Origin of the sequence: Pseudomonas siliginis (assembly GCF_019145195.1) — a bacterium.
Lineage (GTDB): Bacteria > Pseudomonadota > Gammaproteobacteria > Pseudomonadales > Pseudomonadaceae > Aquipseudomonas > Aquipseudomonas siliginis.
This window is the reverse complement of sequence record NZ_JAHSTW010000009.1, coordinates 239,549-252,584: the sequence shown is the minus strand read 5'-3', so window position 1 is coordinate 252,584 and position 13,036 is coordinate 239,549. Positions and strand designations below refer to the sequence as shown.

Annotated in this window: 15 protein-coding genes; 6 read left to right on the top strand and 9 right to left on the bottom strand. The window is 60.3% G+C overall.

Going from position 1 to position 13,036, the window contains the following annotated elements; genetic code table 11:
• Positions 1-2: 2 nt before the first annotated feature.
• From KVG87_RS19185 to KVG87_RS19155, 7 genes are all read right to left on the bottom strand, one after another.
• Complete coding sequence (locus tag KVG87_RS19185) at positions 3-437, bottom strand: YeeE/YedE family protein (protein WP_217852097.1); 435 nt, start codon at positions 435-437, stop codon at positions 3-5.
• A 190-nt stretch (positions 438-627) separates the two neighbouring features.
• A complete protein-coding gene (locus KVG87_RS19180; protein WP_217852095.1) occupies positions 628-1,413 on the bottom strand; it encodes a transporter substrate-binding domain-containing protein in 786 nt (261 codons plus the stop codon).
• A 58-nt stretch (positions 1,414-1,471) separates the two neighbouring features.
• The gene (gene copD / locus KVG87_RS19175; RefSeq protein ID WP_217852093.1) at positions 1,472-2,341 is read right to left on the bottom strand and encodes a copper homeostasis membrane protein CopD; all 870 of its coding nucleotides are present in this window, start codon (positions 2,339-2,341) and stop codon (positions 1,472-1,474) included.
• 3 nt (positions 2,342-2,344) lie between these two features.
• The gene (gene copC, locus KVG87_RS19170) at positions 2,345-2,719 is read right to left on the bottom strand and encodes a copper homeostasis periplasmic binding protein CopC (protein ID WP_217852091.1); all 375 of its coding nucleotides are present in this window, start codon (positions 2,717-2,719) and stop codon (positions 2,345-2,347) included.
• A 32-nt stretch (positions 2,720-2,751) separates the two neighbouring features.
• On the bottom strand, positions 2,752-3,621 hold the full coding sequence (locus KVG87_RS19165) for a copper resistance protein B (RefSeq protein WP_302467810.1): 870 nt from the start codon (positions 3,619-3,621) through the stop codon (positions 2,752-2,754).
• An 11-nt stretch (positions 3,622-3,632) separates the two neighbouring features.
• A complete protein-coding gene (locus KVG87_RS19160) occupies positions 3,633-5,330 on the bottom strand; it encodes a copper resistance system multicopper oxidase (RefSeq protein WP_217852087.1) in 1,698 nt (565 codons plus the stop codon).
• Positions 5,331-5,432: 102 nt separating this feature from the next.
• Complete coding sequence (locus KVG87_RS19155) at positions 5,433-5,903, bottom strand: hypothetical protein (RefSeq protein ID WP_041477268.1); 471 nt, start codon at positions 5,901-5,903, stop codon at positions 5,433-5,435.
• A gap of 164 nt (positions 5,904-6,067) precedes the next feature.
• On the opposite strand from KVG87_RS19155, the gene KVG87_RS19150 reads away from it, so the two are divergent.
• Positions 6,068-6,736, top strand: coding sequence for a ribonuclease T2 family protein (locus KVG87_RS19150; protein ID WP_217852085.1), 669 nt, complete (start codon positions 6,068-6,070; stop codon positions 6,734-6,736).
• A gap of 177 nt (positions 6,737-6,913) precedes the next feature.
• Here the strand turns inward: KVG87_RS19150 and KVG87_RS19145 are convergent, their stop codons facing one another.
• Positions 6,914-7,771: a LysR substrate-binding domain-containing protein gene (locus tag KVG87_RS19145; protein ID WP_217852083.1), complete on the bottom strand. Its 858-nt coding sequence runs from the start codon at positions 7,769-7,771 to the stop codon at positions 6,914-6,916.
• 109 nt (positions 7,772-7,880) lie between these two features.
• Here KVG87_RS19145 and KVG87_RS19140 point away from each other — a divergent pair, with 109 nt between their 5' ends.
• The 3 genes from KVG87_RS19140 (at position 7,881) to KVG87_RS19130 (ending at position 11,116) form a co-directional block, all read left to right on the top strand.
• Positions 7,881-8,588 (top strand): haloacid dehalogenase type II, encoded by a 708-nt coding sequence (locus KVG87_RS19140; protein WP_217852081.1) that lies wholly within the window; start codon positions 7,881-7,883, stop codon positions 8,586-8,588.
• 11 nt (positions 8,589-8,599) lie between these two features.
• Entirely contained in the window at positions 8,600-9,373 is a 774-nt protein-coding gene (locus tag KVG87_RS19135; protein ID WP_217852079.1) for an aldolase, read from the top strand.
• 174 nt (positions 9,374-9,547) lie between these two features.
• On the top strand, positions 9,548-11,116 hold the full coding sequence (locus tag KVG87_RS19130) for a sensor domain-containing diguanylate cyclase (RefSeq protein WP_217852077.1): 1,569 nt from the start codon (positions 9,548-9,550) through the stop codon (positions 11,114-11,116).
• A 159-nt stretch (positions 11,117-11,275) separates the two neighbouring features.
• On the opposite strand, the gene KVG87_RS19125 is transcribed toward KVG87_RS19130, so the two are convergent.
• Positions 11,276-11,629, bottom strand: a complete 354-nt coding sequence (locus KVG87_RS19125; protein ID WP_041477257.1) for a hypothetical protein — start codon at positions 11,627-11,629, stop codon at positions 11,276-11,278.
• A gap of 189 nt (positions 11,630-11,818) precedes the next feature.
• Between KVG87_RS19125 and KVG87_RS19120 the strand changes: the two genes are divergently transcribed.
• Together KVG87_RS19120 and KVG87_RS19115 are read left to right on the top strand one after the other, a co-directional pair.
• A complete protein-coding gene (locus KVG87_RS19120) occupies positions 11,819-12,259 on the top strand; it encodes a carboxymuconolactone decarboxylase family protein (protein WP_016775423.1) in 441 nt (146 codons plus the stop codon).
• Positions 12,260-12,372: 113 nt separating this feature from the next.
• Entirely contained in the window at positions 12,373-12,543 is a 171-nt protein-coding gene (locus tag KVG87_RS19115) for a hypothetical protein (protein WP_217852075.1), read from the top strand.
• Positions 12,544-13,036: the final 493 nt, after the last annotated feature.

Here is a 13,036-nt window from a genome sequence, read left to right as displayed (position 1 = left end):
GTTCAAACTCCCGTCAGATGGCGCAGGACAAACACGGTGAGGAACCCGCTGAGCATAAAGCAGGCAGTGGCGAGCATCGAACGTGGCGAAAGGCGCGATATGCCGCAAACGCCATGGCCGCTGGTGCAACCTGAGCCGTAGCGTGTGCCAAGCCCTACGAGTAACCCTGCGAGAATCAGCCCTGACCAGCCGCTCTGGAACTCGATCGGCGGTAACGCCTTGAACAATCCCCACAGCAGTGGCGCCACCAACAGGCCAAGGATGAACAGCGCCTTCTCACTGGCGCCTTCACGGTTGCGTTGCAGCAGGCTGCCGATCAGGCCGCTGATGCCGGCAATACGTCCATTGCCGACCACGAACAGGCTTGCGGCCAGGCCGATCAGCGCGCCGCCGGCAAGGGAAGACCAAGGCGTGAAATTGAGCCAGTCGACATTCATGGGATGCCTCGAGAGCAGTAGCGGTGGATGTGCGGTATGCATCGCGGCGGAAGCGAACGTGTCGCTGTGATTTCAGTGTAGGCCTTGTCTGCTTTTTGGAATTACGGCTGCCACTTTTCTCCACCGCGTGCCGACCGCGTGCATTGAGCGAACCGTTCCCTAAACGCGCGCGGTGGCCTGGTTCAGTGGCTTATTGCGGCACCGCAATCCACTCACTCAACGTCTGCTGATACTTGCCAGTGACCTTGCTCAAATGCAGCCACTGATCGACATACAGTTTCCAGCTGATGTCGTCGCGCGGCAGCAGGTAAGCCTTCTCGCCGTATTGCATGTATTGATGCGGATTCACCGCGCACAAACCGGGTTTGAGTTTCTGCTGATACAGCGCTTCCGAGGCGTCGGTGATCATCACGTCGGCTTTGTTGTCGAGCAGTTGCTGGAAGATCGTCACGTTGTCGTGCAGGGCCAGCTGTGCCTTGGGCAGGAAGGCGTGGACGAAGGCTTCGTTGGTGCCGCCGGCAGGTTCCACCAGGCGCACGTTGGGCTGGTTGATCTGGTCGATGGTCTGGTATTTGGACTGGTCGGCGCAGCGCACCAGCGGGATCTTGCCGTCGGTGTCGAGGGTGTTGCTGAAGTAGGCTTTTTTCTGCCGTTCCAGTGTGACCGAGATGCCGCCCATGCCGATGTCGCACTTGCCGGCCTGCATGTCGGGCATCAGGGTTTTCCAGGTGGTCTGCACCCATTGCACCTTGACGCCGAGGCTGTCGGCCAGGGAGCGGGCCATGCTGATGTCGATGCCTTCGAAGTCGCCATCGTTGCGCTTGAAGGTGTAGGGCTTGTAGTCGCCGGTGGTGCAGACACGCAACTGGCCTTGTTGCTGGATGCTGTCGAGGTGGGACGAGGCCGGGTCGGCGTGAGCGCCAGTCGCCAGGGTCAGCAGGCCGCCGAGGATCATCGTGCTTTTTAGTGTTGTCATTGAGATCGGGCTTCTGAAAGGGAAGGTGACCCAGTGTAGTGAAAGCCTTCCACGGGTGTCATCCCGGGTCCGGACTCAATGTGCCCAGCCACGCCACCAGCGCCACGATCAACAGGGCAAGGGCCAACTCCATCACCACACTGCGCCGCAGCGCGTTCGCGGCGATGAGGTGCTGGCCGTCGCGCAGCGATCGTTGCAGTGACGGTCCAAGATGAAAGCGGTTCAACGCAGCCAGCACCAGCATCACGGCAAACGCCAGCACCTTGATCGCCAGCAGCTGTCCGTAGGTGCCGAACAGCACTCCGTCGAGCCTTGGGCCGACGATGAAAAGATAATTCATCACGCCGGTGACCGACACCGTCAGCACGATCAACGCGCCCACCCATTCGAAGCGTTTCACTGCATCGGCTATCAAGCGAAGGCGTGTGTCACCGATTCGCCCGCTCGCCATCAACACCAGCGCCAGTAAGGCACCCAACCACGCTCCCGCCGCAAGCAAGTGCAAGATGTCGCTGAGAAAGTGCCAGAACCGCAGCCATCCTTCGTCCATCGCTCCGTGCCCGCTCCATGCCAGCGAAGCGAGGGCAATGGCGCCTGCCAACGACGCTGGCCACAGACCCGGCCGGATCACTACGATGGCCAGCGCTGTCATCCGCAGCGCCCACGCCAGGCCGACGTCTGTTTCCAGCAGCATCATCTGCAGGTGCGGCCACAATGCCGCGAGCTGTGTTTCGCCACTCATGGCGCGGGTCATCAGCACCAGCCCGGCCACCGACAGTAACGCGCCTGTCACTGCCATGCCCCACAACAATGGACGGAACCGCAGCAACGCGTTGAAGCTGTACAAGCCAAACAACGCCAGTCCGAACAACAGCAGCAAATCCACGTACAAGGCGAACCGCAGGATGATGTTGAGCAGGTCCGCCATTGTTCACTTCACTTTGAACGTGACGTTACCGCTGATCGGGTGCGTGTCGGCGGACACCGCGCGCCACTGCACCTGATAGGTGCCGGCAGGCAGCGGGGCGAGCGGGGTGATCAGCATGGTTTTCGGATCGCTGCTGGCGCTGACTTTGGCTTTCATCGGCATCGGCGAGTGAGCCATGCCACCCATCTCGGTCATTACCAGTTTGGCCCCGGAGAATTGCGTGACCAGATTCTCGGAAAAGTGCAGCTCGATCCTGGTCGGCGCGGCACCTTCCGCGCCTTCGGCCGGCGTTGACGAAAGCAGTTTCGGGTGGGCCTGGGCGAGGGTGCTCAGGAGCAATCCGCTGGCGAATATCAGGGGCAGGGTTAATGTGCGCATGCAAGGTCTCCGATTTGTTTTTTTAGAAGAATTCAGAACCACAGCCTGACCCCGAGGACCAGGCGCGCCTCACTGCGATCCTCGTCTTCTTCGCGGGCATAGTCGGCGGTGTTGCCGTAAGTGCGATTCCACGTCACGCCGATATAAGGCGCAAATTCGCGGCGGATTTCATAACGCAACCGCAGGCCCGCCTCGGTATTGGACAACCCTGAGCCGATGCCTCGCTGCGGATCGTTTTTGCCGTAGATATTCAGTTCAGCGGTCGGCTGCAGGATCAGTCGATTGGTCAGCAGGATGTCGTAGTCGCCCTCCAGCCGTACCGCACTCTGGCCGCCCTCGCCGAGGAAAGCCGTGGCTTCGGCCTCGAAGTTGTACAGCGCCATGCCCTGCACGCCGAACGCGGCCCAGGATTGCGGTGCGCCGGGTTTGAAGTCCTGACGCACGCCGCCGACCACGTCCCACCACGGTGAAATGGCGTGGCCCCACAGCGCTTGAATTTCCGCGTCTTCGGTCTTGCCGTTGTTGCGCTCGCCTTCAGAGCGCAGCCACAACCGATCGGTATCCCCGCCGATCCAGCCGGACAGATCCCAGGCCACAGCGCTGCCGTCATCGGCGTTCTGCCATTCGAGTTTGTCGGCAAGAAGGTAGCTGTTTATAACGCTGTCATGCACCTGATGACCGCCGGGGCTGGTGAACACCGCAGCGCGGTCGGCGTCGGTCACGGGCGGAATCGGCGTGCGGCTTTCGCTGGGCGCGGCGGGCTGCATCATGCCGTCGTCCATGCTTTGCATTGCCGAATGATCCATCCCGGGCATCTGGCTGTGGTCCATGCCGTGCATGGCGTCGGCGGCCATGGCGGAGGTGCCGGCTAGCAGCAGCGGAAACACGCTGAGTCGAGTCATGATGGACCTCTTCATTCTTCCACCCGCACTTCGCGGAACATGCCCGTTTCCATGTGATAAAGCAGATGACAGTGATAGGCCCAGCGGCCGAGGGCGTCGGCGGTGACGCGATAGCTGCGGCGGCTGCCGGGCGGCATGTCGATGGTGTGTTTGCGCACCTGAAAGTTGCCGTTTTCGTCTTCCAGATCGCTCCACATCCCGTGAAGGTGGATCGGGTGGGTCATCATGGTGTCGTTGACCAGCACCAGGCGGATGCGCTCGCCGTATTTCAGCCGTAAAGGCTCGGCATCAGAGAATTTGATGCCGTTGAACGACCAGGCGAATTTCTCCATGTGGCCGGTCAGGTGCAGCTCTATCGTGCGGCTCGGATCGCGGCCGTCCGGGTCTTCGAAGGTGCTGCGAAGGTCGGCGTAGGTCAGCACTCGGCGGCCGTTGTTGCGCAGGCCGAGGCCCGGATCGTCGAGCTTTGGCGCGGTGACCATGGCCTGCATGTCCACCAGCGGATTATTGTTTTCACTGTCGGGATGGGCTTGCATCGGGCCCATGGTGGAGTGATCCATGGCGCTCATGTCCATGCTGCCGTGATCCATGCCGCCCATGCCCATGTCGTCCATGCTCACCAACGGACGCGGATCCAGCGCCGGCACTGCTGCCGACATGCCGGCGCGTGTGGCGAGAGTGCCACGGGCGTAACCGCTGCGATCCATCGCCTGGGCGAAGAGGGTATAGGCCTCGGTTTCAGGTTCAACGATCACGTCATAGGTCTCGGCCACTGCGATGCGCAGTTCATCGACGCTGACCGGTTTGACGTGCAGGCCATCGGCAGCCACCACCGTCATCTTCAGTCCCGGAATACGCACATCGAAATAGGTCATGGCCGAGCCGTTGATCAGGCGCAGGCGCAGTTTTTCGCTGGGACGGAACAGCCAGGTGAAGTTGTCATCGGGGGCGTGGCCGTTGATCAAAAAGGTATACGTGGCGCCACTGACGTCGGCGATGTCGGTGGGGTTCATGTTCATTTGCGCCCACATCGTGCGATCGGCAACCGTGGCGCCCCAGCCTTTCTCACCGACATCGTTGATAAAGTCGCCGACGGTGCGTTTGTGGAAGTTGTAGTAGTCGGACTGCTTTTTCAGGGTCTTCATCAGGCTGGCCGGGTCTTCGTCGGTCCAGTCGCTGAGCATCACCACGTAGTCGCGATCGTACTGGAACGGTTCCGGCTCTTTGGCCTCAATGACCAGCGGCCCATAGACGCCGGCCTGCTCCTGTAAGCCGGAATGGCTGTGATACCAGTAGGTGCCGTGTTGCCGAACCTTGAACTGGTAAACGTACACGCCCCCCGGTTCGATGCCATGGAAACTCAGACCCGGTACGCCGTCCATGTTCGCCGGCAGCAGAATGCCGTGCCAGTGAATCGAGGTGTCGGCGGTGAGCCGGTTACGCACCCGCAGCGTCACGGTATCGCCTTCGCGCCAGCGCAACAGCGGGCCGGGCAGGCTGCCGTTGATGGTCATCGCCGTGCGTGCGGAACCCGTGAAATTGACCGGAGTTTCGCCGATGAACAACTCGAATTCGTTACCGCTCAGTTCGTTGACGGGCGCGGCGCCGTTCAGCGCCCAGACCGGTGTCCGCCAGAGCCCGAGGCCACCCAGTAAACTACCGGCGGCCAGGCCTTTGACAAAAGTGCGTCTTGTGAGAATGGAAGGCATGCGCTGGAAATCCCCGTCTGGCTCATGACAGAGAGACTAGCCAGCCCCGGCTTTCAGTTGGCTGAGGCAAACATTACAGTTTTGTCAGTTAACCCGGACGGCTTACAGGCCCAGCCCTTGCTGCACTACTTGCAGCAGATTGTTTTCCGTCAGCGCAATCGCATCCAGCTCCTGGCCGGTCTCGATAGTCTGCAACCACCAGTGACTCTCGCCATGCTCGTCGACCGTGCGCAGCAACGACTGATCGCGCCCCGGTACCTTGATCTCGACACGTCCGCAACCGTCCTCGGTAAACCGCGCAATCGGATCGAACATCAAACTGTGATGGTTGGCTTCGATCACCAACTGGTCGATCGCGTAATCGTGGCTTTCGCCGTCCGGCGAACTTTCGCAAACGTGCGTAGGATTTCGCCGAATCTTCAGTCCTACTTCGGTGACTGGTTGCAGCCAGCCCTCAATGCGGTGGTACAAGTCGTACACCTGAGCAGGCCAGCAATCGATTTCCAGCGCCGCATCAGCCTGGGTGTGCCGTGTCTGCTTGAGTCTGGCGGCGAGTTCGTCTGCTTTACTCATGTCGGTTCCCTTGTTGGATGTCTGCCTGTTCAGCGTAGACCTTTGCACGGCGCAGGGCCTTGCCTTGCGTCATGCGCTTGCAATACAAGCGTGTCGAAATCAGCACTGGCCAGGTCTGGCCAACAACGAAAACCACGGACGCAGGCGTCCCAAGGAACGGGTTAATGAAAAAGCTGTTTACAATTCTGGCGCTAATCGCGCTGACGGCCGGTAGCATCGGCATGAGTTCGGCGCGTCAGCCGGCGTCGAACAAAATGCAGGCCGAATCGGTGGCGGGGGTGTTCGACTACTACCTGCTGGCGCTGTCCTGGTCGCCGACCTTTTGTCTGACGCACAAGGACGATGCGCAGTGCACCGGCAAGGGTTACGGTTTTGTCCTGCACGGTTTGTGGCCGCAATACGCCAAGGGCGGCTGGCCGCAATCCTGTCCGCCGCTGACCAGGCTATCGGCGGCAGAAACCAGCAAGGGCCTGACGATGTACCCGACGAAAAAACTCCTTGATCACGAATGGTCCAAGCACGGCACCTGCAGCGGTCTGGGCGCGGAGGGCTATCTGGACAAGTCCGATCAGGCCCTCGGCGCGGTGAAGATTCCGCAGGCGTTACAGCCGTTCGGCTCGACGTCGTACTACTTCGAAGCGCAAGAGATTGTCGATCTGTTTCGCAAGGCCAATCCGGGTATTCCCGAGGATGGAATTGCGGTGATTTGCAGCGGCCCGCAGCTGTCGGAAGTGCGGGTGTGCATGGACAAGGATTTGCAGTTCGGCGCGTGTGGCAAAGGGGTGAAGACTCAGTGCCGGGCGGGGGATATTCGGGTGCCGCCGGTACGGTGAACCATCCGTAATGAGCCAGGGAAAACAGGCGCTCCCGTGAGCGCCTGTTTTTTTGGCCTGAGGATTTGGAAATGTGAATATGAATACGATCCACGCTACTACTCAAACACCATGAACATCCCCACCGCCGACCTCCTCCGCGAAATCAACAAACCCGAATAAAGATCCTCGGGGGATTCAGGCAAATCCCCCCGCATCCACCCCCAATTCCCCACGCAAAAACTCCACCAGCCCCCGCTGCAACCCACTCAATACCCCCTCGCGGCTGACCAGCGCCAGTTCCGTCGGCGCCAACTCCGGCAGATCCCTACACACCTCATGCTCTGGCAATAGCGCCGAAACCGGCAAAACCGAAATCCCTAACCCAGACGCTACCGCCGCTTGAATCCCGGTCAGGCTGTGGCTGCCGAACGCCACTCGCCACGGTCGCTGCGCCACATCGAGCAGGCGAATCGCCCGTTGTCGGTACAGGCAGCCCTGCGGAAACAGCGCCAGCGGCAGCACACCGCTGGAGGTGTCGAAGTCGGTGCCTTTGACCCAGACCAGTCGTTCCGGCCAGGTGGCCCATGCCGGGCCGCTGTCGGGTTCGCGTTTGATCAGGGCAATGTCGATGTCGCCGGCGTCGAGGCGTTGGCGCAGGTCGAGGCTCATGCCGCTGATGGTTTCCAGGCGCGCCTGCGGATGGTTGCGGGTAAAACCGGCGAGGATCAACGCCATGCGCCGGGCGTCGAAGTCTTCCGGCATGCCGATGCGCAGCACTTCCAGGTCGACGTCGCTGGCCAGCGCTTGCGTGGCTTCGGCGGACAGCGCCAGCAATCGGCGCGCGTAGTGGATCAGCAGTTCGCCGTGTTCGGTGACCGCGACGTTCACTCCGGTGCGGTCGCGCAGGAGTAGCGGGTGGCCGACCAGATCTTCGAGTTTGCGCACCTGCTGGCTGACCGTCGATTGGGTGCGGTGCACACGTTCCGCAGCACGGGTGAAGCTGCCTTCGTCGACCACGCAGACAAAGGTTTTCAGCAATTCCAGATCCAGCATGGCGGCGTTCCTGATAGTTGATTTGCGAATGACGATGGCGTGTTTATTTAATTTCACACTATCACCGCACGCTCATAAGCTGAAGTCCTCACTCTGGAGGAATCGACCGATGACCTTGAACAACACGCCACGCCCGCAATGGCTGACCTTCGATTGCTACGGCACGCTGATTCAGTGGGATGAAGGGCTGAAAGCCGTGGTCGAGAAAATGCTCAGCGACAAGGGCGAGCACACAGTCGACGCCACTAAGTTGATCGAAGTCTACGACCGTCACGAGCACTGTCTCGAACAAACGCCGCCGCACCGTTCCTTTCGCGAACTCAGCACCCTCGGCCTGCAACTGGCGTTGGCAGAATTGGGCTTGCCGAGTCAGCCCGAGGACAGTCAACGCCTGGCGACAGCCATCCCGAACATGCCGCCATTTGCCGAAGTGGTCGACACCCTCGCGCAGCTCAAAGCCATGGGCTTCAAGCTATGCATTGTCTCCAACACCGACGACGACATCATTGCCGGCAACGTTGCGCAGCTCGGCGGCCATATCGACCGGGTGATCACCGCGCAACAGGCTGGCGCCTACAAGCCGGCGCCGCGCCTGTTCGACTACGCTCATGAGCAATTGGGCGTGACCCGGGATGAAGTGGTGCACATCTGCGCCAGCCCCATGCTCGATCACACGGCGGCGCGGGACATGGGTTTTCGTTGCGTGTGGATCGATCGCGGCACGGGTCGTCAGTTGTTGCCGGACTATCGCCCCGACGCGATCCTGTCCAGCCTCGATCAAGTGCTGCCGCTGTTCAAATCCCTCGGCTGGACCTAAGGAGGATTGCCATGGCTCATATCTTGAGCGGCACTGGCAAAGCCAGACCAACCGCAACGTTGAACCTGGACACCGAGGCGATCATCACCGCCCGCGACGAACTCGCTGCGTGCTTTCAACTGGCCGCGCTGCATGGGCTGGAGGAGGGCATCTGCAATCACTTTTCGGCGATGCTGCCGGGGCATGATGATCTGTTTCTGGTCAATCCATACGGCTACGCTTTTTCGGAAGTGACCGCGCAAAATCTGCTGGTCTGTGACTTCGCCGGCAACGTGGTCGATGGCGAAGGCGAGCCCGAAGCGACCGCGTTCTACATCCACGCGCGCCTGCACAAACAACTGCCACGGGTAAAAGTCGCGTTCCACACGCACATGCCGCACGCCACCGCGTTGTGCCTGCTACAAGGCCCGCCGCTGCTCTGGCTTGGGCAGACTGCGCTGAAGTTTTACGGGCGCACAGCGGTGGACGAGGATTACAACGGCCTCGCACTGGACGCATCCGAAGGCGATCGCATCGCCAGCGTCATGGGCGACGCCGACATTCTCTTTCTGAAAAACCACGGGGTGATTGTCGCCGCGCCGACCATTGCCGAAGCTTGGGACGATCTGTATTACCTGGAACGCGCTGCGCAGGTGCAGCTGCTGGCCATGGCCACTCAGCGCGAATTGAAACCGGTGCCTCATGCGATTGCGCAGCGCGCCTATGAGCAAATGCGTGAAGGCGATGCGCAAAGTGCTCGCGCGCACCTGACCAGCGCGATGCGGCGGCTGGCCCTGCACAACTGATTAACCGTAAAGAAGCAATCGTAAATAAATCGACGAAAAGCGATCATCCAAACTCGCGAGGCGCCGATAACTGGGCGGGAGGCGGGCGTTTGCCCGGTACATCCCGGTGGGCTAGGCTCACACATACAAGGGTTTCGGGCTCGCGCCCCTGTCGTACCTGCCCAGGACATGCTTTTGCCAATCCCCAATCACGATCCGCATCAGGCCCCCGGCACGCTCAAACGGTTGCCGCTACGCAAAGCGGCGGTGCTGTTTATCGTTACGGTGAGCCTGTGCCTGTGCGGTCTGCTGTACCTGCAACTGGAGCAGTCGCGGCGTCAGGATCTGGCGGTGGCGAAAATGGCCTCGGGCAACCTGACCCGGGCCATGGCGCAGCAGGCCGAGGACACTGTGCGGGCGGCGGATCTGGTGATGACCAGCCTGGTCGACTGGATTCAGGACGATGGTTACGGGGCGGCGCAGCGCCCTCGGTTACAGCGGATCTTCGCCCGCCGCGCGCAGCAACTGGATCAGTTGCATGGCATCTTTCTCTTCGATCGCGAAGGGCAGTGGGTCATTACTTCGTTCGCCGATCTGCCTCGTGGCAATGGCGTGGCCGATCGCGACTATTTCAAGTTCCATCAGCAGAATGCGTCGACCGTTGCGCGCATTGGTCCGGCGATTCGCAGCCGCGAAAACGGCGAGTGGATCATTCCGATTTCCAGACGCGTCAACGACCAGCTCGGCAATTTTCAGGGCGTGCTGATGGCCGGCATCCGCATGTCGTACTTCGATCAGTTCTTCAAAAGCTTCAGCCTCGATGACAGCGGCATCATGTTTCTGGCGCTGACCGACGGCACCTTGCTGGCGCGACGGCCCTTTGATGAGTCGCTGATCAACACCTCGGTGGCCCACGGCGAGATCTATCAAACCTTGCTGCCGAACGCTAACGCGGGCACGGCGATGCTCAATTCCGTGGTCGACGGTGTGACCCGCTTATATGGCTATCGCCAGCTCGCCTCGTATCCGCTGGTGGTCTCTGCTGCGACTTCGCAAGACACGATTCTGCAGGGCTGGTATGACCGCGCCTTTCAGTCCAGCGTGATTGTCGCGCTGGTGATTCTCGGGGTTGGCCTGTTCGGCTGGGTGTTCATTCATCAGGTGCGCGACGGCGAGCGTATCGAGAGAAATCTGCGCAAGGCGCAACTGGCGCTGGAGCAGATCGCCACCCACGACAGCCTCACCGGATTGGCCAATCGACGCTTGTTCGAGCGCTCGCTGGACATCGAGTTTGCCCGGGGCGCGCGCCAGGTCAGTCCGGTCAGCCTGATCATGCTCGATATCGATTTCTTCAAGCGCTACAACGACGCTTACGGACATGTCGCCGGCGATCAATGCCTGGCGCAGGTAGCCCAAGTGGTGAAGGCCTGCTGCCAGCGCAAGTCGGATCTGGCGGTGCGTTACGGTGGTGAAGAGTTCGCTGTGCTGTTGCCGGATACGGACATCAACGGCGCGCTGGCGATAGCCGGGCAGATTCGCCGCAGCGTGATCGACAAACACATCATTCACAGCGGCTCGCCGACCGGTTATCTGACCGTGAGCCTGGGCTGTTATTCATTTATTCCGCATGGCAACGATAGCCCGCAGGTGTTTATCCAGCGCGCGGACGCGGCTTTGTATGAGGCGAAAAATGCCGGGCGCAATCGCGCGGCGGTGTTTACAGCTGATGAGGGTTTTGCCGAGCTGATGCGGTCGGATCGCTGATTCTTTCAGTCAACAGAAATAAAAAGTGGGAGCGAGCCTGCTCGCGAATCGGTGTGTCAGCGTGCATCAAGGTTGGCTGACAGACCGCTTTCGCGAGCAGGCTCGCTCCCACATTGGGTCCTGATGTATGCAGGACTATCTGGGATGGCTCTTGTTCGTTCAGCTGCCCGTGCCACCGCCCGCACCACCCGTGCCGCCGCCGGCCGAACCGGTCCCGCCACCCGCGCCGGAACCCGAACCACTGGCGCCGCCATTGGTGCCCGTGCCAGTGCCCATGCCCGAACCAGTTCCTGTCCCTGTCCCGGTTCCTGTGCCAGTTCCGTTATTGGTTCCACCAGAATTGCTGTCAACGGAAGGCGAGCCCGGCGTGCTGTCTGGCGGCATGGTCGAGCTGCTGGCGCCGCCGGACTTGGTGCCCGTCGCATCGGTGCTGTCATTGGCAGCGAAGCTGGCGGCGGATGCCGTGGCGAGCAGGCCGGCCAACAATAACGAAGTGAATTTGCGCGTCATCATGGTACGTCTCCTGATAAAGGGGATTACCTGATATTGGTCAGGCGCACTGAAACCTTGGTGCCCGTCGAGTGACGAGCGGTCAGTCGCCGCGCCAAGTGGCCTACCGTTCTTCTGCAATATTGGCTATTTGCCGAACCACCCCCGGGGACTAACGTAGCCACACATTCAATCGCTACCCCGGAGCCCACCATGCAACCTCGTGCCGATTTCTACACCGCTTCCCCTGATGCCATGAAAGCGATGATGGCGCTGGAAAATGCCGTCTCGAAACTGTCGCTGGAAAAGAGCCTGCTCGAACTGGTCAAGCTGCGCTCTTCGCAAATCAACGGCTGCGCATTCTGCATCGACATGCACACCGCAGACGCCATCAAGGACGGCGAAACCCCGCGTCGTCTGTTCGCCGTGACGGCATGGCGGGAAGCGCCGTTCTTCAGCGAGCGTGAACGCGCCGCGCTGCTGTGGACCGAATCGCTGACGCAACTGAGTCTGACCCACGCGCCGGACGAAGACTATGAAGTCGTCGCTGCGCAGTTTTCGCCGAAGGAACTGGTTGACCTGACGGTGGCGATCAACACCATCAACGGCTGGAATCGCCTGGCAGTGGGCTTCCGCAAACTGCCGCAGGCCTAAGCTGCCCACAATCCCCTGAAGGAGCTGCGGAAGGCTGCGATAATTTGATCTTGTCTTTAAAAAGCAAAGTCAAAAGCTCGCAGCCTGCGGCAGCTCCCGCAGGCGGGGCATCAATGCCCGTGCGCTCGGCGCTCTTGCGCATCAATGGCGCCATCGCTGTGGCGATGATGAAGCAGACCGTGATCATCACCGGCCAGCATGGCGCCGGTGCCTTGGAACCGGTCAGTCATCACGGCTGCGCTTTGGCGATCGCTTGGGTACGGCTGGCGCGTTGCTGGGCTTGATGTATGCCTGGTTGATCGGCATGGGTCTGATGCACGCCGGCCGGTTTCAGGGTTTGGGAGAAACACTGATGGTCTGTAGCGCTTGGGCGTTGGCGCTGACCATTCAGACCACAGAACTTTGATTGCTCCAGGACATTTTCAGTGTTGTCAATTTGATTATCAGGTGTTGACATATTCTGAAACAAGTGTGAGATTAGTCGCCGTGAGTAAGGATGTACTCATCGCTATAGATCAGACTATGAACGGCTCAAGGGATTGGCATGTTTCATCTCATCGCATTACTTATCTGTTCGCCTCCGCATGCCTTTACCGTCAAGGCAGTCAATCGTTGCTCTGTTTTTCTTCTGCGCTGTAGCAATAGTTATTCTTCAACCCTCGGCGCGGGAAAATTTCTTACCGACCGGTAATTCCGGAAAATAACCAGATCCTGGAACTCGTTCGTTTCTTTTTGGAAGCGCGCGATACGTTTTGGTAACCGGAATAAAAGAAGCGA

Bases quoted from the DNA above. Each gene is read 5' to 3' on its own strand.
- copD (WP_217852093.1), bottom strand. From the start codon at position 2,341: ATGGCGGACCTGCTCAACATCATCCTGCGGTTCGCCTTGTACGTGGAT.
- KVG87_RS19150 (WP_217852085.1), top strand. From the start codon at position 6,068: ATGAAAAAGCTGTTTACAATTCTGGCGCTAATCGCGCTGACGGCCGGT.
- KVG87_RS19165 (WP_302467810.1), bottom strand. From the start codon at position 3,621: ATGACTCGACTCAGCGTGTTTCCGCTGCTGCTAGCCGGCACCTCCGCC.
- KVG87_RS19135 (WP_217852079.1), top strand. From the start codon at position 8,600: ATGGCTCATATCTTGAGCGGCACTGGCAAAGCCAGACCAACCGCAACG.
- KVG87_RS19140 (WP_217852081.1), top strand. From the start codon at position 7,881: ATGACCTTGAACAACACGCCACGCCCGCAATGGCTGACCTTCGATTGC.
- KVG87_RS19155 (WP_041477268.1), bottom strand. From the start codon at position 5,903: ATGAGTAAAGCAGACGAACTCGCCGCCAGACTCAAGCAGACACGGCAC.
- KVG87_RS19125 (WP_041477257.1), bottom strand. From the start codon at position 11,629: ATGATGACGCGCAAATTCACTTCGTTATTGTTGGCCGGCCTGCTCGCC.
- KVG87_RS19120 (WP_016775423.1), top strand. From the start codon at position 11,819: ATGCAACCTCGTGCCGATTTCTACACCGCTTCCCCTGATGCCATGAAA.
- KVG87_RS19115 (WP_217852075.1), top strand. From the start codon at position 12,373: ATGCCCGTGCGCTCGGCGCTCTTGCGCATCAATGGCGCCATCGCTGTG.
- copC (WP_217852091.1), bottom strand. From the start codon at position 2,719: ATGCGCACATTAACCCTGCCCCTGATATTCGCCAGCGGATTGCTCCTG.
- KVG87_RS19185 (WP_217852097.1), bottom strand. From the start codon at position 437: ATGAATGTCGACTGGCTCAATTTCACGCCTTGGTCTTCCCTTGCCGGC.
- KVG87_RS19160 (WP_217852087.1), bottom strand. From the start codon at position 5,330: ATGCCTTCCATTCTCACAAGACGCACTTTTGTCAAAGGCCTGGCCGCC.
- KVG87_RS19145 (WP_217852083.1), bottom strand. From the start codon at position 7,771: ATGCTGGATCTGGAATTGCTGAAAACCTTTGTCTGCGTGGTCGACGAA.
- KVG87_RS19180 (WP_217852095.1), bottom strand. From the start codon at position 1,413: ATGACAACACTAAAAAGCACGATGATCCTCGGCGGCCTGCTGACCCTG.